This is a genomic window from Rufibacter latericius (assembly GCF_003721515.1).
GTDB lineage: Bacteria > Bacteroidota > Bacteroidia > Cytophagales > Hymenobacteraceae > Nibribacter > Nibribacter latericius.
Genome location: NZ_RJJD01000023.1, coordinates 329,872 through 354,855 on the forward strand (window position 1 = coordinate 329,872; position 24,984 = coordinate 354,855).

The 24,984-nt window shown below is 49.6% G+C and carries 17 protein-coding genes; 6 read left to right on the plus strand and 11 right to left on the minus strand.

The genetic code is table 11. The features are described from left to right. Positions 1 to 181 precede the first annotated feature (181 nt). The 6 genes from EFB08_RS22960 to EFB08_RS22980 form a co-directional block, all read right to left on the minus strand. Entirely contained in the window at positions 182 to 1,036 is an 855-nt protein-coding gene (locus tag EFB08_RS22960) for a universal stress protein (RefSeq protein ID WP_123129321.1), read from the minus strand. Between the two features lie 267 nt (positions 1,037 to 1,303). Next, complete coding sequence (locus EFB08_RS22965; RefSeq protein ID WP_123129322.1) at positions 1,304 to 2,776, minus strand: M28 family peptidase; 1,473 nt, start codon at positions 2,774 to 2,776, stop codon at positions 1,304 to 1,306. 159 nt (positions 2,777 to 2,935) lie between these two features. Next, complete coding sequence (locus tag EFB08_RS23390) at positions 2,936 to 3,157, minus strand: hypothetical protein (protein WP_125077839.1); 222 nt, start codon at positions 3,155 to 3,157, stop codon at positions 2,936 to 2,938. A gap of 50 nt (positions 3,158 to 3,207) precedes the next feature. Continuing rightward, complete coding sequence (pbpC, locus tag EFB08_RS22970) at positions 3,208 to 5,451, minus strand: penicillin-binding protein 1C (RefSeq protein WP_227006450.1); 2,244 nt, start codon at positions 5,449 to 5,451, stop codon at positions 3,208 to 3,210. Positions 5,452 to 5,913: 462 nt separating this feature from the next. Further along, positions 5,914 to 11,352 carry an alpha-2-macroglobulin family protein gene (locus tag EFB08_RS22975; RefSeq protein ID WP_123129323.1) on the minus strand — a complete coding sequence of 1,813 codons (5,439 nt, stop codon included), beginning with the start codon at positions 11,350 to 11,352 and terminating at the stop codon, positions 5,914 to 5,916. Positions 11,353 to 11,799: 447 nt separating this feature from the next. Continuing rightward, positions 11,800 to 12,252: a hypothetical protein gene (locus tag EFB08_RS22980; protein ID WP_123129324.1), complete on the minus strand. Its 453-nt coding sequence runs from the start codon at positions 12,250 to 12,252 to the stop codon at positions 11,800 to 11,802. Positions 12,253 to 12,554: 302 nt separating this feature from the next. Here EFB08_RS22980 and EFB08_RS22985 point away from each other — a divergent pair, with 302 nt between their 5' ends. Next, the gene (locus tag EFB08_RS22985) at positions 12,555 to 13,694 is read left to right on the plus strand and encodes a glycoside hydrolase family 26 protein (protein ID WP_123129325.1); all 1,140 of its coding nucleotides are present in this window, start codon (positions 12,555 to 12,557) and stop codon (positions 13,692 to 13,694) included. A gap of 332 nt (positions 13,695 to 14,026) precedes the next feature. On the opposite strand, the gene EFB08_RS22990 is transcribed toward EFB08_RS22985, so the two are convergent. From EFB08_RS22990 to EFB08_RS23005, 4 genes are all read right to left on the minus strand, one after another. Continuing rightward, positions 14,027 to 14,953, minus strand: a complete 927-nt coding sequence (locus EFB08_RS22990; RefSeq protein ID WP_123129326.1) for an alpha/beta hydrolase family protein — start codon at positions 14,951 to 14,953, stop codon at positions 14,027 to 14,029. 213 nt (positions 14,954 to 15,166) lie between these two features. Beyond that, positions 15,167 to 16,300, minus strand: coding sequence for a YsnF/AvaK domain-containing protein (locus EFB08_RS22995; protein WP_123129327.1), 1,134 nt, complete (start codon positions 16,298 to 16,300; stop codon positions 15,167 to 15,169). A gap of 63 nt (positions 16,301 to 16,363) precedes the next feature. Next, positions 16,364 to 16,843, minus strand: coding sequence for a YsnF/AvaK domain-containing protein (locus tag EFB08_RS23000; RefSeq protein WP_227006451.1), 480 nt, complete (start codon positions 16,841 to 16,843; stop codon positions 16,364 to 16,366). Positions 16,844 to 17,223: 380 nt separating this feature from the next. Continuing rightward, on the minus strand, positions 17,224 to 18,519 hold the full coding sequence (locus EFB08_RS23005) for a DUF2382 domain-containing protein (RefSeq protein ID WP_123129328.1): 1,296 nt from the start codon (positions 18,517 to 18,519) through the stop codon (positions 17,224 to 17,226). A 1,245-nt stretch (positions 18,520 to 19,764) separates the two neighbouring features. On the opposite strand from EFB08_RS23005, the gene EFB08_RS23650 reads away from it, so the two are divergent. The 5 genes from EFB08_RS23650 to EFB08_RS23035 all read left to right on the plus strand — a co-directional run bounded on the left by EFB08_RS23650 (position 19,765) and on the right by EFB08_RS23035 (position 24,190). Further along, positions 19,765 to 19,941, plus strand: coding sequence for a hypothetical protein (locus tag EFB08_RS23650; protein ID WP_165865006.1), 177 nt, complete (start codon positions 19,765 to 19,767; stop codon positions 19,939 to 19,941). Between the two features lie 579 nt (positions 19,942 to 20,520). After that, positions 20,521 to 20,931: a hypothetical protein gene (locus EFB08_RS23020; RefSeq protein WP_123129331.1), complete on the plus strand. Its 411-nt coding sequence runs from the start codon at positions 20,521 to 20,523 to the stop codon at positions 20,929 to 20,931. A 266-nt stretch (positions 20,932 to 21,197) separates the two neighbouring features. Then, on the plus strand, positions 21,198 to 21,479 hold the full coding sequence (locus EFB08_RS23025; RefSeq protein ID WP_123129332.1) for a hypothetical protein: 282 nt from the start codon (positions 21,198 to 21,200) through the stop codon (positions 21,477 to 21,479). Between the two features lie 318 nt (positions 21,480 to 21,797). Next, complete coding sequence (locus EFB08_RS23030; RefSeq protein ID WP_123129333.1) at positions 21,798 to 23,132, plus strand: NAD(P)/FAD-dependent oxidoreductase; 1,335 nt, start codon at positions 21,798 to 21,800, stop codon at positions 23,130 to 23,132. A 455-nt stretch (positions 23,133 to 23,587) separates the two neighbouring features. After that, positions 23,588 to 24,190, plus strand: a complete 603-nt coding sequence (locus EFB08_RS23035; RefSeq protein WP_123129334.1) for a hypothetical protein — start codon at positions 23,588 to 23,590, stop codon at positions 24,188 to 24,190. A gap of 237 nt (positions 24,191 to 24,427) precedes the next feature. On the opposite strand, the gene EFB08_RS23040 is transcribed toward EFB08_RS23035, so the two are convergent. Beyond that, positions 24,428 to 24,919, minus strand: a complete 492-nt coding sequence (locus EFB08_RS23040; protein WP_123129335.1) for an ankyrin repeat domain-containing protein — start codon at positions 24,917 to 24,919, stop codon at positions 24,428 to 24,430. Between the last annotated feature and the right edge of the window lie 65 nt (positions 24,920 to 24,984).

A 24,984-nucleotide genomic window follows, 5' to 3' on the forward strand; every position in this document is an offset into this window, starting at 1 on the left:
TAAAATATGAGATAAAGAAAGTTGGAAGTGAGTACATTACAAAACTAGAAAGCCAGGCTAAGCAGCCTGGCTTTCTAGTTTTTAGTTTTATAGATGTTTAGATAAAATGAGCGCTTTTCAGCCGCAGATTTAATTTTGATAGGAATAAGATTTGCGTTTTTAAGGCAGGAAAGCAGGTTGCTTAGACTCTTATTCTTTTGGCATGCACCAGTAAAAGAGGTAAGGGCAGGGGATGGTTTTCCTCTGAACCAGAACGGAAAAGATGTGCCCAAGAATCGGTGGTATGAGCACCCATTACCAGCATATCGGCGCGGTTTTTCCGGCAGAACTGGCTGATTCCCTCCGGTATGGAGGCATTTACTTCTACATGGTGGCTTACCCGTTGGTACGAAATGCGTTTGCTTAATCTCTCCAGCTCTTCCATGGAAAATTTTCGGGCCATGGAATTTTCCTTCGGCAACACGTGCAGCAGTTGTATCTGCGCCCCGAAATAGCTGGCCAGTTTCAGGACCACTGACATATCGGCCGGACAGAATCCGCGGAGATCAGTGGCCACTACGATGCGGCGGAGGGGTTTGAAAGAAACTTTGTTCGGGATCAACAAAACCGGGCAGGACACTTGCTGGGCCACCTGGTCAGCCAACGAGTGGGCCGAAAGGTTGTCAAGGCCTTGGGGCTCTTCGGTGCCTAACACCACTAGGTCAGCTTTTTCTTCCTGGGCCAGGTGGGTTATTTTTTGCTGGGCTTCCCCGTACCTGATCTTTGTTTCATAGGAAACCGAAATGCCCCATCCGTTATCCTCCAAAGACTCTTTCATTTCTTTCAGCTTGGAGAGCTTTTTCATTCTTCGTTTTATCTCATCCTTAGTCGGATAACCCGATTCTTCTCCGGTAGTTGAAAAGGCAGATGAAACAGGCTCTGAGATGGTATGGCATAAGAGAACATGCGAAGTCATTCGCTGCGCAATCTCATCGGCGTATTTAATGGCGTTTTTAGAACCTTTGGTGAAATCAGTGGGGCATAGAATAGTAACCATATAAAATAGTATTATTTAATTGCAGACGTAATTTCAACCTTTAAAAGTTCCAGAATTATGACGGAAATCAACAATAACTATGAACTTGGTCAATTTTGAGACCTTTAGTTACTATTTTTTTGAGGTTGGTATTGGATGATAAGGTTGGAGGTTCATACTGGTGAGCAAAGTATAAGGGGTTCCGTTTCCGGGCTGTTCTTTCAAAAACAGCCCGGAAACGGAACCCCTAGTAGGATGAGGAAAGGAACTTGGTTTAACCTTGAAGCCTTAATTGTTCCAGCGCCACTCGCCGGCTATTTTCAAAGGCTCTTTGAGGTTGTTCTGGAGGAGGAAAGCTTTGGTTTCTTCGTCATTGAGGCGTTTGGCCGGAATGGAAGCCGCATCGGCGAGGCCGTACAACAGCATGCTGCTGAACCGTACGGTATTCTTCAGGCCTTGTTCGTCAACCAGGTCGAAGGAGTCGCAGTCGGCGTGGTAGCAGTCTCCGGCTCCGGCAGGCAATTTACCGCCAGAGGATCCGCCCGTAGGAATTCCCTGCAGCATGAACGGTTGGTGGTCTGAGTGCAATCCCGCCCGCGCACTGAAGCTGTTTTTGAACGTGGTGTCAATTTGAGCTGCAATGGCCCCAATGGATTGGAAAAGCGCTTTGCAGGATTCTTGGCTGGCATTGTACCCTTTCGGGTCATTGGTCATGTCGTAGTTGAGCATGAAGGCCAGTTGGTTCACCGATTTATTTTTGATGGCTTCCTCTAAATAGGCCTCAGAGCCCAGCAACCCTTCTTCCTCTCCCATGAATAGGACAAATTCAACGGTACGTTTGGGTTTCAGCTTCAAGACTTGAAACGTGCGGGCCATATCGATGACCGAGAAAGACCCGATGCCGTTGTCTATAGCTCCAGAAGCCAGGTCCCAGCTGTCCAGGTGACCGCCAACCACCACTTTCTCATTGGGCAACCCAGAGCCTTTGAGCGTGGCAATGACGTTGCGGGCCTTGATCTTGCCTGAGAAATTAGTCATGTCAATCTTCGCCGATAACGGACCCTTCTGCAGTTGTTCTTTCAACCGCATCCCGTCTTCGCGACCAATGCAAACTGCCGGAATCGGAATAAGTTTGCCAGTCACCGAAGCCGTGCCGGTGAGCAGGGTTCCGCCCGCTACGGTGTTGATGATGATGAGGCCAGTAGCTCCATATTTAGTAGCCAAAGCGGTCTTTTCGGAGCGGTGCAGACTGCGGGTGCCTTCCGGTGAGCCAGGCAACACTCCCAGGTAAACCAGCGCAATCTTTCCCTTCACCGCATTGGGTTTAGCCTGGTAATCTGCTTCCAAACCATTGCCCATGTCTACCACCTGGCTGGTCAGGTTGGCCTTCACCGGTGAGTGCGCTAGCGAAACCGATTTGATTTCCTGGAGGTGCGCGGCATCAGGCCCCACTTTCAGGCTCAGAGAACCCCGACTCCAACTTTCCACTTCAAAAGGCTGGTACCGCACATCGGCGAAGCCGTACGACTTGAACAGATTGTAGGCAAACTCCTCGGCTTTCTTCCCGTTGGGCGAACCCGTCATGCGGTGCCCGATGGTTTCGGAGGCCGTTTTCAGAGAACTATAGGCTTTTGAATTCGTCTGTACCTCGGTGTTGATCTTCTGGAAAATACCCGTCCAAGCCGGATTACCTTGCCCGAAACTCTGAAGGGAAACAGACACCGCCAAGGCTGCCAGCGCGAAATACTTCTTTTGAAACATACACGAATAAATGAATGGAAACCGGAAGATAGAAGTTTGCCCGGGAGATACCAACCTGATCTACTCCCTCGGAGGTTCCCTAACGCAGAAATGGAAATTCCTTCATCTGTGTTTTGGGTCTCATTTACCTAAAACAGGTTCAAAACGGATAAGGTCAATCTAAGCTAAATGAATTTGCATTTGCCATTTAGGTTTCGCTGCCGAAGTCAAAAAAAGTAGGGGCAATCCCTTGTGGTTGCCCTTTGGCATTCCTGCTGAAACTAAGTTGTTGGTGATAACACCAACCACGGCAAAACGAACATCAATAACGGCTACCAACTGACGACTTTCATTTTGGCGAAGAAAATGAAATAGGAGCGGAAAGGCTTTGGCTGTTTTCAAGGCATTTCCGGAAAATAGGCCTAAAAGGAAAGGTACTGAATCACCAGCTTCTAGTCGATGAATTTGACGGTGACGTAGCTGTTGGTGTTTCGGCCCTGGTCATCCAGGCAGGAGATTTTGAGTTTGCCGCTGCGTTCTGGTTCAAAGAAGACAGGTTGGTTGCCGGGGGCAGCTTTCAGGAACTTGTCGTTAACGTACCAGTACACTTTTTTAACTTCGTTGTGCGTGTTGCACTGCAGCATGAGTTTCTGGTGATCGGCTTTCTCCAAGAGGTATTCCATACCCGCGGTGGGCGATGCAATGATGGGGGCAAATTCCTGGAAAATGCGGCTACAGCCCGGATTATGCGCCGGTAGGCTCACATAAGGCAAACCCTGCGAAACAAAATACGTGAGCATCTCGGGTGAGTGGTTCGGAAACCATTTCTGCTGGTAATCGCCCTCAGGCAAACAACTGGTGCAGTAGGCAAATCTACCATCCACCGAAATTGGTACCTTCTTCAGGTGCGCACATCTGGCCGCCGATGAAATACCTGGCAAATAGGTGTCTACCACCAGGTCATGGCAGAAACTGTTACCGGGTAGCCCACTTTCCAGACACACCTGCCGGGTTCCAATGCTCTTTGGCGCGGTGTACCATTGGCTGGAACTGTTGTAGTCAATGGTGTTGAAGATGGAGAACAAAAGGGGCGTGGCGGTGTCTGTACCGTTTAACTCCGGTACGCCCTCTCCGGAAAAGTTGCCCACCCACACGCCCACGGTATATTTCTGGTTGTAACCAATGCTCCAGGCATCCTTCCGCCCGTAGGAGGTGCCCGTTTTCCAGGCGATTTTAGGTAAATGGGCACTATTCAGGGCATTGTGCGGCAAGTCGGGGCGTTGTAGCTGCGTTAGAATCTGGTTCACCATGTAAGAGGCTCCCGGAGATAACAAGGTTTTCTTTTGCGAAAGGGTGTCCTGTTGAAGCCAGCGGATGGGAGCGTAGGTGCCCTGTCGGGCGAAGGCGGCGTACAAGGAGGTCAGTTCCTCCAGGGTTACCCCGCAGCCTCCCAGAACCAAAGATAACCCCAGGTGATCGCCTTCTTTTCTCATCTGCGAGAACCCCGCCTGTTTCAGCTTCTGCACAAAGGTGTTCACGCCCACCTGGTCCAGCAGGTTTACCGCCGGAATGTTCAGCGAGGTTGCCAAAGCCCGTTCCACCGAGGTGTTGCCGCTGTAGGTGCCAAAATAGTTTTCGGGCCGGTAGCCTGCGTAATCAATAGGAACATCAGAAACTATGGTTTTTGGGGTGATCAGGCCTCGTTCAAAGGCGGTGGCGTACAAAAAAGGCTTCAACGTACTGCCCGGCGACCGGATAGCCCGCACCCCGTCAACCTGTCCGCCGTGTTGGGCATCAGAGAAATCGGCGGAGCCGAGGTAGGCTTCCACGGCATTGGTTTGGTTGTTGATCACCAGCACCGCCGCGTTGTGGATGTTCCGGTACTTCAGTTGCTGCAAATAATTGTAGGCCAGTTGCTCTACTTTCTCCTGCACGGCCGGATTCAATGTGGTTTTCACAAGTGCTTCCCGGGGATGCTGCCGGTACATGCGGTAGGCGAAATGCGGGGCTACTTTGGGCGCCTCCTGGCGTTGCGCATTCAAGGGTTCCCGCAAAGCATCCTCTAGGGCTTCTCTGGGAAATGCCTCCTGCTGGGCGAAGTACCGCAGCCATTTGTTCCGGAAGGCCACAATCTTCTGGTTCTGCCAGCCAATGCGTAACGAAGAAGGTTTATTTGGAATGACCGTGAGAGCCACCGCCTGGGCCAAACTCAGATGTTTGGGCAACTGCTGAAAATACAGCACCGAAGCCGCTTTCACGCCTTCAATGTTTCCGCCGTAGGGCACCAGGTTGAGGTATAGTTGCAGAATCTCATCTTTGCTGTAACGCCATTCCAGTTGCAGCGCCCGGAATACCTCCGTGAGTTTGTGCCCATATGTCCGTTCGTTGGGGGACAGCAGCCGCGCCACCTGCATGGTAATACTAGACGCCCCAGACGTCGTTTTATTTTGCACTACATTTCTGAAAAGGGCCCTCAAAATAGCCACCGGGTTTACCCCAGGATGATAATAGAAATACCGATCCTCCTTCAATAAAACTGCTTTCTTAAGGATCGGGCTAATTTCCCCCGGTTCAAGTTGCATCCGCCACTTGTCATCCTTGCTCAGGAAGGAATGCAGAATGCTACCATCGGCCGCCGTGATGACAGGGGAGTAGGAGAGGTTGACTTTCAGAGGGAAAAGGAGGTTCAGAAGCATAAACAAACCCGCAAACGCGACAAGCATACCACCCGTAAAGCGCAGCCATCCGCTCCCTTTTCTAGAAAGAGAAGTGGATTTTAAACTTTGGAGTTTGCTATTGATTTTCATGTTTGAAGAGGCGGAATTTCTTGCTTCTTTTTGTAGGCTGATGAATCTCTGTACCTACTCCTTCGTCCCCCTTAGAAGGGGGTAGGGAGATGATTACTCGTGCAGAGAATGGCAATTCTCGAGAATCATATTCCTAATATGGCGCAGAAGTTACTGCCGTGACTTTCTAAATGTTCATTAGTCCCAGAAGTAACTTCCGCGCCATAGTAGATGCTCCTTAGCATTAGCAATTCGGTTCTTCAACTGCCTTGTCATCCCCCTACCCCCTTCAAATGGGGACGGAAGGCGTGGAAAATCTATTTTGGTTCAGTTATTCATTTTATTGCTCATTTCTTTAAAACACCTCCAAAACTACCGCACCTTTACAAATCCGGCACCGTGGTAAGAGTGGTACTCTGCGTTGTACATGGCATCGGCTCCTACGGAACCTAGTTGGAAATCACCCTTAGAGACAGCCCGCACCTGATAGAAAAAGTACTGGGTTTTCGGTCGGGCGGTGGTATAGAGGTTGATGCGGTCGTCTCGGATGTCAAGGTACTCTGGGGTGGCAGGAACCATGGCTTGAAGCCAGTTGAACTCCCGCGAGGCCATGAGGCGCGGATTCTCTATCTCGAACCCGGCCGGCAGCAGATCGGTGATGGCAACGTTGGGGATGGTGCGGCCATCCAAAGACTGCAACTCGAGGCGCACTACCACCAGGTCATTCTGCTTGAAGGTACGGGTAGAGATTTCTTTACCGTCACGGGTGAAGAAGGCTTTGCGCACCTTCAGAAAACTGTCTTCCTGAACATAGCTGCCGCTTTGGCTGATGCCTTCGGTTTCCCAGAAGTAATACAGGGTTCCCTGGCCTTTGCTTTGCAGCGAGATAGGGGCAGCGTCCATTTTGTTTTGGAGGGTGAGGTCTTTTCCGTTGAAGGTACCTATTGCTTTGCCGTTCTGCAGCACCTGAGCCGTCATGTTTCCGCCGCTCCTCCGGGCCTGTTTTCCCAAGGCCAGCAATGCGAAGGAACGTTCCTGGGTGTTGAACCAGCGCGAAGACCGGAGTTCCTGGGAAAGGTGCCGCACCAGGATAGGTACCTGCGGATGGTCTGGATTGGCTTCCAGAAGGCTGTTCAAGGAAAGGGCCATGTCACGGAGCGGGGAGTAGAAGGAACCATCCAACGCCCGAACCGAAGTTTCCCCGGCAAAGGACTGTGGCATGAGTTGCCGGGAGCTTTGATGGCCGCCGTTCAGGGCATAGGTGCTGGCCAGCACATAGCGTGCATCAATGGATAGCAGGTCAGGTTTGGTTTTGTAGAAGTTCATGGTAGGCCAATCGGGTTTGCCCGCCAGGCTGAGCACGTAAAGCGAGTAAGCCGTTTCATGGGCCGCAATGACCTTTTTCTGTAGTTTTCTAGAAACGTCGTAGAAACGATACTCTTCAGTGCCTTTGGCTTTCACCATCCGTTGTAGGTAAGACTGGGCACGGGTGAGCACCTGCCCATTTACCGGGTATCCGGCCTTCTTGGCTTCCAGCAGAAAATGCACGGCGTAGGCACTGCTCCACCAGTCAGTATCAGAACCACCGGGCCAGTAGGTGAACCCGCCGTCGTACTGTTGCATGCCTTCTATTTTGGTAATGGCTTCCTGCACCAGGTATGCCGGGTTGAAGCTTCGTCCTTTCTGGCCTTGGTTCAGGGATTTTGCCAGATCTGCGTAGTACAGCAGCGGGAAAGCCGTGGAGGTGGTTTGCTCCAGACAGCCATGCGGATAGCGGAGCAGGAAGGTGATGTCATCGGTGAACTGTGCCAGGGGCGAGGCACTCACCACCAGTTTTGAAGCTACGGAAGACGGCAAAAAGTCATGCGCTGGTTTGATCTGCACCACCGCGGCATTCTTCAGGGAACCAACCTGGGTGACTTTGGCCAAAGGCGCCGTAGGCCTCACCGAAAGCTCGGTGGTGTTGCTGAACTGTTCTCCCAAAGCTTTCACCACAACCTTTACCGAAGCCTGCCCGATGGCTGGCAAAGCAACCAACCGGTAAACGACCTGCTTCTCTGCGTTTGACCCTGAGGCTGCCGTAACCATGGCAGAACCCACCACTTTCAAAGGCCCCGTTACCGAAATGGAACTGTTGAAAGAAACTGCCTTCGCCGTAGTGTTACTGATCGTGACAGGTACCAGCAAGGTATCTTTAGGACTCAGAAAGCGAGGAAGGGCCGTACTGATGACCATAGGATCGGCGACCCGCATCATTTTATCGGCGGAGCCGAAGGCATTGGCTTTATAGGCCACCGCCATGATGCGAACCGCCCCGGAGAACTCAGGGATTTTCACTTTCACGGTAGCCTCGCCCTTTCCATTTGTTTTTAAACGGCCACTCCAGAGAGACACCAGTTTCACTCGTTTAGACGTCAAGGGGTTGATGCGCTTCTCCAGGTCATAGCCATCGCCGCCCACGCTGGAACGGCTGCCGTGGAGCTCAGGAAACAGGAACGGATACAAGTCAAAAGCCTGTACTTCCAAAGCTCGTTTCTGATAAAAGAATGCGTGCGGGTCTGGGGTTTGGTAATCTTTCAGCTGCAGAATGCCTTCGTCCACCACTGCTAAAGTCACCTCCGCGTTTGGGGCGGTTTTGATGGAAACAGGCTGTAAACGGTTTGAGCGGGAAGACTCCGGCGTAGAAATCAGGACTTCCAGTTTTGTCTCTTTCTTGGTGACTTGGATTGGTTTAAAGCCTCGGGCAATGGTTAGCGGCATTTGGTTATCTTTCACCTGGCGTAAAGCTACCGCTGATACATAAGCCGTGGGCAGGTGTTCATTTGAGATGGGCAGTGTAAGCGAAGCCGCTTTCTTATCGGTTTTAAGATAATGGTAGCTAAGCACCTTGTTCTGCTCTACGGTCACCAGAATCTTGCCGGCAAACGGAGACTTGAACAGGATTTTGGCTTCGTCCCCCACTTCATAGCTTTCCTTATCCAGCGCGATGTCTACTTCCCCTTCGGTGTTCACCTCAAAGGAAGTGCTCTCTGTATCGCCCCAGCCGTAGGCGTAGAATTCCTGGGCCACGTAATTGTAGGCGCCCGGACGCATGATGCGCAGTTCGTACTCACCCGAGGTTGCCGGAAGGAATCTGACAGCCGTGCCTCCCTTGCCTATGGTCATTACCGTGTTCAGGAGGATGCTCTGGCGCCGTTGCGATTTGTAGTTGTAGTTCTCGGTGGCCCGCTCCATCACGGTTTCGTACGTATAGCGCACCACCTGTACCTGCACTTTGGTGGCCATAGGTTGTCCCTTCGCGTTCAAAGCGATGATGGGCACCTGCATTTCCTGCCGCGTGCTCACATAGGAGTCAAATTTCTTCAGTCCGAAAAAAGCCTGCTGGGTGCTCACGTTGAATTTATTCAGGCGGTTGACCGGCCTGCCCGTTTCATCAAACACGGTGGTGAACAAAGAGCCCTCCAGCAGCCCCACATCCTGAAAACCCTCCAGAGTAAAAGATTCATGGCCTTTGCCCCGCGCATCGGTTTCGCCCTGGCGTACGCTGTTCTGCAGGTTCACGTCTCCGGCGTGGTTCAGTTCAAAGGAATAATCTGGGTACTGAGGAGCTTCAAAGGTTTTCTTTTTCAGGCTGAGTTGAACTTCGTAGGTGCGTCCAGAGGCGGGTGGGCCAAAAAGGTTCTGCGCTGTTAGGTTCACCTGTACGTTTTCACCGGAAGCGAAATCAGTTTTGTTCAGGAGGGTGGTTACTTTCAGGCGGTCGGGCATGAATTCCTCCACCCCAATTTTGCGGGAGTTTAAAAGGACATCGTTCCCGGAATACACTTCCAGGGTGTAAGTGCCCGTGACCGTGGCGGGACTGAGCACAAAAGTGGCATCGTACGCGCCTTCTAAATTAAGAGTGCCTTTCTGGCTGCGATATTCTTTTCCGTTGGGCAGCAGCAGTTTCACTTTTACGGGTAAACCACTGACGGTTTTCCAGCCTGGAGTACGCACCACGGTATTCACGTGAACAGTGTCGCCGGGACGGTAAAGATCGCGGTCGCCGTAAAGAAACGCATCATAGTTAAGATCGGCCAGGCGTTTACCGCCCACGTCAAAGCGCGAGGTATTGACTTCGGTTTGGCTGTAGGGGAGGTAGTTAAAGTCATTTTCCTGACGGGCGGTGATAAGGCCGATTTTAAACCCATCAGCGGTTTTGTTCAGGTCTGGAAAACGGGCTACACCGTCTTTATCGGTGGTAGCGGTGTGCACCACCTGGTTATTGGTACTGATGAATCGGACTTCTACTCCAGGCAGCGTTTGGGCCGATCGGATGGAATTGGCAAACACCAATACCTCGTTTTTGCCTTGTTTGGCGATGAGCCCGATGTCTGAAACAGAGACGATTTTGGAATCCTTGAGCCAGTTCTTGTCAGTGCTGGAAACGGTGATGACATAGAGGCCTTTGAAGTGGCTATCGAAGTCCAAGTCTTCTAACCGAAGGTTCAACAGGTGGTTTTTGCCTTGTTTGGGCAAACTGTTTGCCTCATACTCGCGCTCGAAAATGGTTTTCCCGTTGGTTTCGTTTACGTCATAATAGGCGTTCTCATGGTACTCCTCGGTTTCTTCATCAAAGTGCCCGTCAAAGGTCTGTCCCTCCTGAAGATACCGTTGAATATTGTTCTCAAATACTTTGCTGATGGTGACTTTAACCCGCGGCACCTGATTTAAATTCAGGGCGATGTTGCGGGCTCCCTGGCTGCTGAGGTAAATGCTTTTTTTGTTTACAAACGCAACGGTAGGCACCGCCGAGGCAAACGTAACCGCATGTTGGTACGCTTTCCCCAAAGGCTGACCCATGACACCGCTCAACTCCCCAGAAACCCGAAGCCGCAAGATTTGGGACTGAGCAAAGTTGCCGCTGAGGACCATTCCGTTTTCAATCCGTTCCACAGCATAGTCTTTCCCGGGGCTCAGGGATACCAGGGCATTCAGGTCTGGGTTGGTGATGGGTTGGGTAGTGAGCACGTAGATTTTGTCCTGGCCTTCTTCCTGCACGGTCACTACCTCCATGATCTGCATCCGGTCACGGCCTGGTACGGTAACGGTCTGTTGCAAAGGCGCAGGGGTTTGGTAGGTGCTTCCGGGCGTAGAAAGTCCCTTTTCCAGCAAAACCCTAACCGGTAACGCGGCGGTACCTGCCGCTTGGTCCAGGCCTTTCACTTTGATGGAAATGTTCTCTGGACTGCCGCTCACCAGTTCAAACGGAAGTTCCTGAGAACCTCTGAATACTTTCAGCTTCTCGCGGAGGGTCTGGAAAAGAACGGGGTAGTTGAAATCAAACAGCAGGTTGGCTTCCAGTTGGGTAGGGTTGTTTTCGTTCTGGGTCCAAAAAGCTTTGGTGGATTTCAGGCTAAGGTAAGGAGTATGGAATTTCACCTCCTGGCCAGCAGGAATCTTGAACTTGGTAGGAGAATGCCGAAGGAGCTGAGGAGTAAGCTCAGCGGTATAGTCGGTGCTGGGGGAAAAGGCCTGGGCGGGAGAGAAAACCAGTTCATCTGGAGCCGTCCACTTGAATTTGCCCTTTACCTTGGGGGTAAAGGTGAGGTACGGAATGGTGTCCCACTGGTTCAGAAGGGAATCAGCGACTAGCTTCTTGTCAAAGGTAAACACCAGGTTCTGTTCCTGCGCCACCTCGGCCTCGAAATTCCTTTTTTCCAGCCGCAGCTCATCGCTTTTTCCCTGGCAACTCAAGAGGTGAATAAAAAGCACAAAGCACACGAATTTGAAGAGCAATGACCCGGCGGAAACAGCTTTTGGGGGAAACATAAGGCAACGGAAAAGAAGTGATTTTCTTCTCTAAACATACAAATAGTTTAGACGCTTTACATAGAGGAATGAAAATATTTTAAAGCGCTGTATTATAGGTGTTTGTGGTTTGTTTGAGACTGGAAAAGAGTAAGCAAAGGTATTGATATAGTACCGTTTACATCCCAGGGTTAACCAATCAAGTAAAAGTGGGAGCAAACCATTGTTAGGCGGGAGGAAAGCAAATGAACTGAGGTCTGGAAAAAGCCTAAAGAAGGAAGACTTTTGAGGCTCTTTTTCCTAAAAGAGTCTCAAAACAGGCAACTGATTTTCCAGGAGAGAAAAGGTATTCAGACAGCCAAATTCAATAGGCTAATTCAAGGCCGTGTTCAGCATCTGGAAACTTGTTCCATGCAAAAGGAGACCCCAGGAAATGAAACGGAACGGTGTTGAAAGTCTGAAGATGCTTTATAGAGAATTGTGCTCCTGGCCAAATTCAGAGAAAAGCCAATCAAGGGCAGCCTCTTTGCTGGTGAAGGATTCGAACTGTGTTTTTACCTCTATCTCCTGCTCATCGGTGAGGGAGCTGTAGATGCGGTGGATATCTAGAAGGCTGATGCTCTCCATGGAGGAAAGTCGGGCATATTTCTTCAGGGGAGACGTCATCAACAAGGGTTTCATCTCCCGGAGAACCCAATTCTGGTCGGCAAAGTCAAGGAAAGGAATAGGGCGCGCATCGCTCAGCCAATACTGGCACTTCTGCTGCAGCGAAATCTCGCCGGCTAACCGAAAGGAATGCCGGAACTCCTCTGTACCCGGAGACTGCAGCCACTCTACATAGATGTAACTGGCATTGGGGTCTACCTCTACCTTAAGGTATTCGTCTTGGTGTACGAGCTGCGGTTGTAAGTCGATGTGCATGGGAACCTATGCCTTTTTTTGGGGGATAAAGGGTTAAAACCAAAATGACATTGTCGCCGTCTGTTGGGGCAAGTTATATATAAATATAAATTTTTACCTCCTTTCGTTGGTAAAAAGAACACAGAAAAGCTCTTTTCCCCTTTTTTTACAAAAGGAAAAAATCCCACGCAATTCAGTTTTAAATGAATCTGAAAGGCTTCCAACTTCCTATTTGCCAGCCAGAATCCTAAAAGAGAAAAGTGGGTTGAATAACCTGCGGCAGCATGCTATCTTGCAGATTGATAAAACTCTAAACCAAACAAATGAATAACAGGATTACCAACTTCTTCTTGGCCGGCGTGTTATTTCTGGTAGGCTGCGTAGGAGCCAGGCCCATTGATAAAAAAGCGACTCCTGAGACCCGAGCCCTTTACCAGAATTTAGGAAAGTTGGCTAAGAAACATACGTTGTTCGGCCATCAGCACGCCACGGAGTATGGGCATGGTTGGTTTAACGGCAAAGACCGCTCAGATGTAAAATCTGTGACGGGATCGCACCCGGCAGTCATTGGGGTAGATTTCAGTGGTTTCTCCGGCCGGTCGCCAGAGGCCATCCAAGCCGCCAAAGAAGAAGTTCGGCAGAATGTGATTGACACCTACAACCGGGGCGGCGTAACCACTGCGGCCTGGCACTTCTCTAACCCGGTATCTAAAGGCGGTTTCTACTGGGTTGATTCCCTTTCTTTGCCGGCCGTAAAATACATCATTCCCGGTGGCGAGGCTCATGACCAGTACAAGGAAATCTTGCGCGGAATAGGAGAGTGGGCGCACAGCGTGAAAGGCGCCGATGGCAAACTGGTTCCTATCATTTTCCGGCCGTTCCATGAGTTTGACGGCGGGTGGTTCTGGTGGGGCAAGCCGCACACTAGCCGTGAGGAATTCATAAACGTGTGGCAGTTTACCGTTTCATACCTCAGAGACAGCCTGAACGTACACAACTTCATCTACGCCTTCTCCCCCGATAACCGGTTTCACTCAGAGGCAGAATTCCTGGAGCGCTACCCCGGCGATAAATGGGTAGACATGGTAGGCATGGACAACTACGGCGACATGGGCCGCGACCGCTACGCCATAGACACGGCTGCCTATAAACTGAAAATCCTTTCTGACTACGCCCGGAAAGCGAAGAAACTGGCCGCCTTCACAGAGACCGGCCTGGAGTCCATCCCCAACACCACCTGGTGGACCAACACCCTGCTGCCGGTTATGCGGAAATACCCCATGCGCTTGTCTTACGTGCTGGTTTGGCGAAACGACACCCGGAGCCCAACCCATTATTACGCCCCTTTCCCCGGTCAGGTAAGTGAGCAGAACTTCCTGAAGTTCTATAACGATCCTTACACTCTGTTTGAGAAAGACCTGAAGAACATCTACAAAAGGAAGCGGTTTCTGGGCGTTTTCTAAATCAGGTCTATCCAGAAAATAGCTACATTTTATTCCATAAACGAAGAATCCGTTTTGGAGCCGTTTTCAGAAAAACGGCTCCAAAGCGGATTCTTCGTTTTAGTTTGTCAATGGTGGTCGCCTCAGATAAGAAGATTCAATTGCTAATTTTAAGGTAAAATAGCCTGTTCAAACGACCAAGTATGTAGCCGTTCAAGCCCTAAAAGAGAAGGTCCGGCAATACTATCCTAGTCCATAATTAGGTATCCTTTTGCCCATTAAACAATTTTAAAATTGTCCTAGATTTTAGGCCTGTTTTCTTCAAAACGAACCTAAAATGAACGGTGAGGTGATTAATCACAGAACTGATAAGCTTTAGAGCGTTCGTTGCTTTTGCCAGTGGAGATGATTACATGTTCCTGTGTTTTTCGGCCAGCTCGTACATCGTTCAGAAAATCAACTATTATTTGTGGGGTTTTATAGAAGAGCTCACCGCTGAACTCATGACCTCCGTCACAGTAAGTGATTAAACGGGTGTTACCGTTGAGGCTCAGCAAGTGTTGGTAAATGGAATAAGAGCCGAACAGCATAAGCCAGTTGGAGGCGTTGGAAGGGCAGTAGTGGTGAGCGGCGGTACCGTAGGGCACTACCGGGTCTCCATTTCCGTGGAAGAGCAGGGTGGGCAGCATGTTCCCGGGCGAAATCAGGTTTAAATCCATCAACGCTCCTGCGCCGGAGATGAGGCCTTTGTACCGGAAGGTCTCTGGCAGTACTACTTTTGGATACAGATTCATGGCGGAGTAGTTCCAGTAAGCGGCGTGAAGGGCGGCCTCGGCCCCGGCGCTGCTTCCGGCCAGGAAGATTTGGGTTGGATCCAGGTTGTATTTTTGGGCATTCTGGAGAAAGAAATTAGTAGCCAGCCAGAAATGATTGGCCGCATATTGGAAAGCTTTGATTTTCTCGGGCAGTTTTCCATCACAGCCAAAATTCTTGCCTTTCATGTACAAGGTGTATGTGAGGCTCGCCGTGGCATATCCTTGGTTGGCTAGGTACGTCCCGAAACCATGTCCACTGCTTCTTTCCCCACCTGAGAAACCGCCCCCGTGTTCAAAAAGGACCAACGGGATTTTGTCTTTCCTTGGTTTTTGGGGAAGGAACAGGTCCAGTTCTAATTTGAGGGTGTCGTCTTGGTAGTAGACAAGGGTTTTATGTTGTTGGGCTTTGGCCCAAGGAACCAGTAATCCCAGAAAGAAGACAAGAAGCAGGAGGCTTTTTCTCATAGAGGAGGGCGTTTCAAATTTTGGTGATAAAGGCCTGAAGATAGGAAGGAAACAGATGTTCCGGTGCTTTGCCCTCCGATCTTATGCTCTGAAGAGGACAAGGTGCTACTTTTATGTTACTGCTTGATTGCCTTTGGCCAAGCCCTTAAAACAAGAAGGCGGCTACTCATTGGAGCAGCCGCCTTCTTAAGGATATTATCTAAAGCCTAATTATTAGATAGAGGTTGACCGGTCGTTATCAAGGTCCAGGCCAGAGCGGCCGGTGCGGTCACGATCTAGGTCAGAATCTGTGTCAAGGGTGGTCCGGTTGGTGCCGGTGTTCAGGTTGTCAACGTCTACCTCGGTTGAACGAACGGTGTCTCTGATGACCTCGTCACGCTCTTCTACTTCTTTGCCAAGCGACACTTCTTCCACCACGCGGGCTTCTTTGTTCACGATCGGAACTTCGGCATGCTCGGTCAATTCAATCTCGCCTTCTCTGAAGCCGGTGAAGTCTGCTTCAGAAGCCGGACGGTCTACCGGACGGCGCTCAACGCGTACGTGCTCTGAACGGAGACGCAAGTGTTCCTCTACCGGACGCTCCACAATTCTGCTGCGCAGACGGGCGCCCCCGGTTTCTATCTCGCGTTTTCCAACCTGTAGGTTTTCCTCAATGATCGGAATAGAGGTAGAGTCGGTGAGGTCATTGCGAGTAGTGTCTGTGTATCCGGTATTAGTGGTATCAGTATACCCGCCGGTGGTGGAGTCTGCCAGGGAGTTGTTGGTGGTTGATCCAGTGTAGGTGGAATCAGCTCCACCTGCAAAGGTTCCTGAACTACCTGTACTACCTGTGCTTCCATAAGCTCCAGTTCCTGTGCTACCGGTGCTGCCATAAGCTCCAGTTCCTGTGCTACCGGTGCTGCCATAAGCTCCGGTGCCAGCGCTGCTTCCATATCCGTATTGGGTAGCGCGCTCGTCAAAGTCTACAGACCCGTACTGATCCAAGATCTGGGCGGCTCTGCGGGCTTCTTCATCGGTTTGGGCATGTACTGTCACGATGCAGTCTGAGTGGCGGGCTACATTTGAATAGGTAGTGGCGCGGTCATCGTCATCGCTGAACAAAGACCGGAAAAATCCGCCTATTCCGTCATTATCATCATGGCTTCTGGAAGAAGAAGAGGAAGTGCTGCCGTATGTAGAATCAGAAGTGGTAGAGCCACTGCCGTATGAAGTGCTTGAACCTGTAGATGATGAACTTGCGCTGGAAACATCTATGCGGTCATCGTTGATGCCAAGGGTTTTCAATTCTTGTACCGCCCGCTGGGCATCTGATGAACTATCGAAAATTCCAATTACTGTTTGTGCCATAGTTTTACGTTTAGTGTTATAGTGTGAATGAATAATATATAGGTGTGCGTTGGGGATTACTTTTTAAGAGGCGCTTTCGTTCGGTAGGCCCGAAGACGGAATCCGTTCTACCCTAATCTCCTCTTTGCGCAGACTTACTTGCTGCACGTCATGGGTCTGTACCCTGTTTTTAGTAATGTGCAGTTCCTCTACCACCATCAGGCGCTTCTGCACTACCATTACCTCCTGTACAATAGGAATAATCATGGTATCGCCTTCGTAGCGGATAGGGGCGGGCGGAGTGTCTACGTATTCGTTAATTGGAACCCGCTGGATGTCGTGCTCTTCCTGGATCAGGGGAATGTTCACAGGTACTTCCTGTTCACTTATCATCTTGGTGATTCGTACGCTTCCCTTTTCCACTACCTGGGTGTCAAGGTGAACGCGCTCCTCAATAACCGGGATGGTCATGGTTTGCTGCGGCGTCTCCTGCCGGGTAGGGTCTTGAGGTGAGGGGTTTCTTTCTCCGTATGAGTCCGTGCCGATATTCGTTGTCTGGTCCATTTTCTTTTCTCTTTGGATTAGTAAACGGGCGCCTGAGGGGGAGGTTACCGAAAAGAGATAAAAAAATTGTATTTTAGAGTTTTAAAGGTGTTTTAAGAAAATGACCTGTAAACAAGAGGATAGTTGTTTTGTTTGTAGAAAACGTTTAAAATCAAAATATTATAATTTGTATAAGCCCCTGTGGAGAAGAGTGTGTGATATTTGATAATTATAATATACCAAGGAAGGTATATATTGATTGGCGTTTCTGAAAAGAAGTTTTTGGGGATTTATACCTACTAATAAACCCTGTTGGAAGGGGAGTTGTGAGAAATGAAAGAACCTTTATGCACCCAACCGGCTTCAACCAGGTGGGTGCATAAAGGGGGAATAAAATTAAATTATATACCAGAAGCAGTTGGAGGGATTCTGGTGCCATCCTCTCGTGGGATTTCATCAGTGCGAAGATCTTCCACCTGGATCTCTGTTTTCTTTACCGTTTCCTGAATCAACTCCTCCCGCACTTCCACGTCTTTGCCAATGGTGATCTCCTCTACCACATGGGCTTCTTTGGAAATCACCGGTACTTCGGCGTACTCCTTCAGTTCAAAGGACCCTTCCTGAAAACTGGCGAAATCTGCCCCGGCTGCGGGGCGGTCAACCGGTACCCGCTCCATCTGAATGCGCTCTTCGCGCAGGCGCACATTCTCCCCAATAGGGCGCTCCACAATCTGGTGCACGCGGGTTCTACCGGTCTCTACTTCCTGTTTGCCCACCTGAAGCTGTTCCTCTATCACGGGGATGGAAGTGCTTTCAGAAGTGCTTTCAGTTAAATGGCTTGTTACAGGAGAAGTGTTTGAAGGGGCAGAGGTTGTCCGTTCAATTTCTATGTCCAGTTCTGAGTTGCGGTGCGAATCCAGGAGGTGGGCTGCCCGATTGGCTTCGTCCTGTGAATAGGCATGGACCACCACCAAGGCGTTGCTGTTTTGCATCTTGGCCTGATGCGCCATGGCTTCTTCTGGCGTAGCGAAAAGCGAGTAGAAAAACCGCTCAAAATTTTCCTGGGAGTAGCCTTCTGTAGATCCGGGGGAGCTTCTCATGGCTACTTCTATGTCTTCTTTTTTGAAACCGCTGGCAAAGAGTTCACTTAGCACCCGTTGCACGCTGCCGGCATCAGAAAACAACCCGATCACGTTTTTGGCCTTTCGGTTGCGGTAAAGGTTGTTTTGGTTGAAGTGCTCCTGGCTGTAATACTCCTGAGAATCAACCTGTGGCTGCCGGGCCGGGGCGGGAGAAGTGCCGTGTACGTGGTCTCCCACGAAAATCCGTTGCACCAGCCGTTCAGTCTCCTGGTTTAATAGGTTAGCCTCGTACCTGGGCAGAGCCTGAATCTGCTCCGCTGACAGATTTGGAACTGTCACAACATCGTCTGCCTCGTGCAGTTCTGCTAAACCTATGGGAACCATGATGTCGCGCGGCTCCAGATCCAGAACGTTTCCTTCTAAGTCTAATATCAGGTAACGCACCTTCAGAGCCTCAGGGTCACAGAGAAGTTCCTTTACCTTTCCCATAAGGTTTCCTTGGGCATCGGCCACTTTCCACCCCCTTATGTCAGGTTCCCCTTTGGCTACCTCGTACTTGCTGTCCCCTAATTCGCGCAGGTGATAGTTTGTAGCAGTCTGATTTCTTTTATCCATAGTCTCGGTATTTAGTTCACCAAAAGGTGTGCTGTAGCTGAAAGATCACTTCCTTTTCCTTTACTGAAAGGTGAATCCCTGCCCGGATTTTACTTAGTGAGTTACTACAACTTACGAGACCTGTGGGGAGATGTTGGTTCGGGGGTAAGGTGCTTACCCATCGCTTTAAAGGAAAACTTTCTTCCTGTTCTGAAAAAAATAAGTTAAATCTTTGTTAATTAAAATTGTATGCTAGCATAATAAATACAAAGAATAGTGCATTTTTTAAGTTATAATGTGAATTGGAAAATTTATATCAAGAAATTCAAGAAATAGCATAGAGCCGTTTTCTATCAAAAGAATATGATGAATTAGGTCGTAAAAATTATATTTAAAATAAGTTTTAGATAATGAAGTTTGTGAAGGTTTGTGCAAGATTTTGAAGTAAATCTGTTGTAAAGGCCTGATTGTTACTTATTTCAATTTTGTTTTGGAATTATTTTCTTATAAATTGGTTTGAACATGTAAGCAAATCAACCAAACTTATGAAGAAAAAGATACCTTTAGAGTCGGTGCTTCACATCATAACTCAGGCCGACTTAGTAGCTTGCTCAGATGCTGTAGAATTCATTAATAGTTTAGACTTTTACCAATATTCACAAGACGAGTTGAAACTCATCAGTGATACCTTGAGTGAGCGGATTACCTTGCTTATTCGTCTTGAGCTCAGGTCTGTCAGCCACGTTTAAAGCAAGCCTTGTGGCTGCGTTTACAGGCAGTTTTTCCAAAAGAAGCCCCAAACTCCCAATCTAACAAAACAATAAAACATTATTATCAGGCAAGCGTGTGCCCAGAAGGTAAGTCCCAAAAAAAGGATTTACTTGATGGTTGCCCCCAATTAATTGACATTGGAAACCAGGACATTGCTGCGGTTGTAGTGGCTGTTGTGTAACTCCTCCTATATAGTCAGCGCAATATACCACAAGATGCCTTCCAAAGAAGTGATCCTGAAGTTCAGGCCCGCATAGTGGCTCATGAAATCCGCAAAGCCGTAGTCGCTGGAGTAGAACCGGTCGCCGGGAGCATGCTCCTGGTATCCGGCAGAGGCTCGGGCAGGGTGGGTTTAAAACCCGAAATAAGGACTCAGTGACAGGAAAGAGGGTTGCTTTGAACGGTATCCCCAATTCCTTGATGTAGGCCTTAGCCCCAATTATTAGTGTAAAACCGGTAGAAGGACCTCAGGATAAATCGGTTTGAAACAAAGTAATGCAGCCTCAACCCCGCCGAAATCTTGAACTGGGATTTGGGCAGTTGCTCTACATTCAGGGACTTGTCCTGGAAATAAACTTGCTGGTAAAAGGTCCCCAACTGCCCCGATTGGTACATCACATCCAGGAGCTAGAAGAGGTACTGCCGTTTGTTCAGGACCTGCACAAGGGATAATCCAGAATTATAAGTATTCCTGGGCTTGGAGCTTTGGAACTAGGGATTGTCTACCCGGATGCCGCTCGTTTTAATGGTGGTCAATCCAATGGGTATGTGCCTGACCGAGTGTCGGGATAGGCAAGGGGAACTACCTAAAAATTCCTTTTCTGTCTTTCGAAAATCTAGAGAATTGAAGGTTGGTACTCTTTGGAAAGTTGTCATATTCCGTAAAATAGGAGATTCCTAAACCTCCACTTTGCCGTTTCCCTCATCACGCACAGAACCCCTGCAAAGAAGGGTAGATGCGGTTGTTCGCCGCTGAAGCCGAGGAGATGGGGGTGGGGGCAATCAAGTCTGATGATGCCTAGGAATAGGGGTCAAAGCCTACGACGAAGTTCAGGATATGCGCCTGATTGCGGGCATCTATCGGGTAAAGGTCAGGTCAAGGTGGTGGCTATATCGTTGAGTTCTTCGGTGCCAATGCCGCTGGTAACTGCTGAGTTGGAACAAACCCCTCTTGGTACCGTACAAAATTCACAAGAGTAAAAGGCTGTGAGGTAGCAGCTTTCAATGTTCCATTTCTAAAAAGATAAAACTATGTGGCAACCCATCACCAGGCCAATGCACGGCATTGCAGAAGTGGCCTATATTCCCGCTGTGGCTGCGGCCCCCGAATCAGTAGGCTTCACCGAAGAAGAAACCGCAACCACCCTCTGTCGGGCCATTGCCGGCGGCACGTTGGTCTCAGCCCTGGTTACCAAAGCCGAGTGGGGCGCGGTGCAGGTCATGCCTTACAAAGCCCACCTGGCCATTGACTTCGCCACCAGTATCTTTTCCTTGGCTGCTCCCTGGATGTTCGGGTTTTCGCAGAACACCAAAGCCCGCAATACCTTCGTGACGATGGGCTTGGTAGGCTTGGTAGTGGGCACGCTCTCCAGACCCGAGGAGATGGACCCTACCAGAGTGAGAACCCTTCGGAGAAGAGCAGACACGCATCCGGCTTTGTAGGTTCAGCCCAAAATAGTGGCTCCCGTTTCTGGCCAGTTTTCTATAAAGCGGCCTTGAAACGGGAGCTTGTTTTTTGCCTATAAAGCTTTCTTTACCCGACAGTGAATCAAAGGAAAAAGACGCTTGTGGAGAAACAAATCTATTTTAGGATGTCCTGTATCCAGATAAAAACCCTCACCCCGAAAGGGAGGAAGAGAGCGGGATAATAAGTTGTGGAACCACCCTTCGTATAAACCGTAAGAAAAGGAAATCTTAACCTGTTGACTATGAAATTTATACTGTATAAAAAATTGAATTCGGGAGTGCTTCTGCTGGTGTTTCCTTTCATGGTAGGATGCTCCATCTTGCCCGGTGGCGGCGGCTACTCCAGTGATCCTTTAGTGTCTGAGCAGGAACGAAGAGTGGAATCCCTGAAAGCCGAGGTAAAACGAGCAGAGGCCGATACCGAAGCCGCCGAGGAAAGGGAAAAAGCCGCCAAAAGCAGGTTGAAAGCCGCCCAGGATGAGTTGAAGGTTTTCAAAACAGAAGCGAAAAGAAGGGGAGCTTAACGTGCCAGTATCAAGCCTCTAAAAGCGCTTGATGTTAATCTGGGTTGAAAGTCTTCCATTCTTAAACCTTTGAAAAAACGGAGTATTCTCCATAATAAGAACCTCTTTTAGGTGCCCTTTTCAAAAAAGAGGCCCAAAAGAGGTTCTTTTCGTTTATTTAAATCCGCGTTTAGAATTGTCCCCTTTATAAATCTAAAACAGCGCAGAGCAACCCACGTAAACCTTACCCAACCTGACCTAAAATCCAGGAACAGCCGTTTTAGCGTGCTTGTTTGTTGTCTGGTAGAAATTAGGTAATGTTACGCTTCAGAGAGGATCATGGCAAACTATGCAAGAATTGCGAGTACCGGCAAACCGAAAGTAGTCATCATTGGCGGCGGTTTTGCGGGACTGGAACTGGTGAAATCGCTTCGGCACGCTGAGGCCCAGGTTATTCTCATTGACAAGCAGAACTACCACACTTTTCAGCCGCTCCTCTACCAGGTAGCTACTGCCGCCATTGAGGCAGATTCCATCATCCATCCGTTCCGGAAAGTCTTTGACGACCACAAGAATTTCTTTTTCCGGCTAGCCGATGTTCAGTGCATAGACACTGCCCAGCAGTTCGTGGAGACCAGCATCGGGCTCATCCGCTATGATTATCTGGTCATTGCCACGGGCGCTACCACCAATTATTTCGGGGATAAACTGATGGAGGAGAAAGCCATCGCCATGAAGAGCGTGGAAGATGCCATTCAGCTCCGCAACACCATTCTGAGCAACTTCGAGAACTCACTGCAACTAGACGATCCTGAGCAACTGAATAGCCTCATGGACTACGTGATTGTGGGCGGCGGACCAACCGGCGTAGAACTGGCAGGCGCGTTAAGTGAGCTCAGAAAGCACGTGTTCCCCAAAGATTACCCTGAGCTTGATTTCAAATCCATGGACATTCACCTGATCCAGAGTGGGGGCGAACTGCTGAAAGGCATGTCAAAGGAAGCGTCTCTTAAATCACAGCAGTTTCTGGAGGAAATGGGCGTGAGGGTTTGGCTGAACCGACGCGTGAAATCCTATGACGGCTACACCGTGACACTGGACAATGGCGAAACCCTGATTACCCGCACCCTCATCTGGGCCGCCGGCGTGACCGGCAATCCCGTGAACGGACTCAACCCCGAGAGCCTTTTGAAAGGAAACCGCCTGCAGGTAGACGAATTCAACCGGGTGGCTGGCTATGAAAACGTGTTCGCCATTGGCGATATCGCGGCTATGGTTACCCCTGAGAATCCGCAGGGACATCCAATGCTGGCTCAACCGGCGCTTCAGCAAGGCGCGCTGCTGGGCAAGAACCTGATGCGGCTTTTTGCCGGACAACCGCTGCAGCCGTTTGTGTACAAAGACCAGGGCACCATGGCCACCATCGGGAAAAACAAAGCCGTTGCTGATTTAAAACTGTTTCGGCAGGAATTCAAGTCACAGGGTTTCTTTGCCTGGCTTATCTGGATGTTCATCCACCTGATTTCCCTGGTTAGCTTCCGTGACCGCCTGGCCGTGATGATGAACTGGAGCTGGAACTACTTCACCTACAACTCAGGCAACCGGCTCATTGTGGGCAAGCAACGGGAAAACGTTCCCATCACAGAAACCATCACGCACAAAACCGTCATCTAAGTACCGTCTCTTTGGGCGTTCAAAGGAGTGGGAGCGAATCACGCTTTCCCTTGTTTTTGGTGCCTTTTTACCAAAGCAGGCTGAAAAGAGGCTCTGTTCTCCACTCGTATCTAGTTCATCAATCTCTAGAAGCTGATCTAACCAGGGCTTTGGTTGTTCTTTACTTTTTGGCATGTGATTTCAAAAGCTAAGCTGAACCTAGCTGATTCACTCCAAAAGCCAACCCTTCTTCTCTCTTCTACTACTTCCACCCGCTTGGGAGATGTGTGCTTTCCTTGTCATGCTGCAGGCTGCTTTGCTGTAGACTTATAGGTCACTCCCTAGCTTTAGTCATAATCTTTACTAACGGATTCCACTATTTCTTCTAAGACACAAATATTGCCTGTTTTTATCTAGACTTATTGAAAATGAACACGTTATAAATAAATATTATTAAATATTCAAATCCTAAAATCATGAAAAAACCTTTACTTAGTTTCTTGGGGGTGTTGGCAACGGTTTTCAGTGCCATGGCGCAGACCATTACCCCGCCACAAAGCACCGCACCCGTAGCTTCTACGGCCGTCAGAGATGGGAACTGGATGATTGGGGCCGGAATTGGTTCTATTGGGCACAACTTCAAATCGGAGACCTTTACCCTGGAGATTGAACCCCGGGCCGGTTACTTTATTAGTGACAACGCTGCTATTGGAGCCCAGGTGCAACTTGGGTTAGAGGCTTATGATGGAGGTGAATTGTTTAACTACGGAATAACACCCTTTGTGCGGTACTACTTTCCCGAAGGCGCCGCGCCCACGCACCGCTGGTTTGGCGAGGCCCTGGTAGGTTTTGCCGGTAGCAACCAGGAAGATTCTGAAGGCGACAGATTTTTCTCAACGGTATACGGGGTGAGGGCCGGATATGCCCACTTCGTTGCCACGAACGTGTCTTTAGAAGGAACTCTGAACCTGGTCAGGAGCCATGCCAATATTGATGTGGGGTCTGGTACCTCGGGTTCTACGGGGCTGTCCTTGGGGTTGGCGTTCCAGATCTATCTGCCCTCCAGAGGAACTCAATGAACAGGAGAGACCCATCCCAGACTTCCGCAGTCCTTCTTCTTTTCCGGCCGAGTTTTGGTTAGTGCCTGAAGCTGGGTTGCCTTAGATGTTGTGGCCGGAGGGAGGTACTGGAGTTAAAAAAAAAGAACCCCCTCGCTTTGGGCCTGTTTTCTGATAAACAGGCCCAAAGCGAGGGGGTTCTTTGGTGAGGTGAGTAGAAGGAATTCAGGGCCTCCCGCTCAGAGTGTCCATGGAGTATTAGCTGGCGTAATGCAGGACTTTCAGGGCTTCTTCGTTACCGATTTTCTCGGCCATTTCAAAAGCAGTTAATCCGCGGCTGTCTCTGATGGATTGGTCTGCGCCGTGTTCTGCCACTAACCTAACCAGTTCATGCCGACCAAACATGGTAGCAAACATGAGGGCGGTTCCGCCGCTGTAGTTCTGGATGTTTAAATCGGCTCCGCGGGAGATAAGCAGTTCGGCAATATCGGCGTAGCCTTTAAAACAAAGACCCATCAGGGCCGTGTTTCCGCTCATGTCCTGGATGTTTACATCTGCCCCAGCATCTAACAACGCCTTGGTGGCCTCATAGTGTCCCTCATACGATGCCAGAATCAATGGGGTGAATCCCCGGCCGTTCTGGGTGTTGACGTCTGCGCCCTCTGCTATCAGCTCCTGGATGGTGACCACATCGCCTTTGCGGGCGGCGTCAAACAGGATATCCTCAATTCTGGTAGATGTAAAGTTCATGGTAAAGCTTATTTAAAAGTACACTCACGTTTTTCTCTACGTAAAATATTGTGGGTTGACTATGT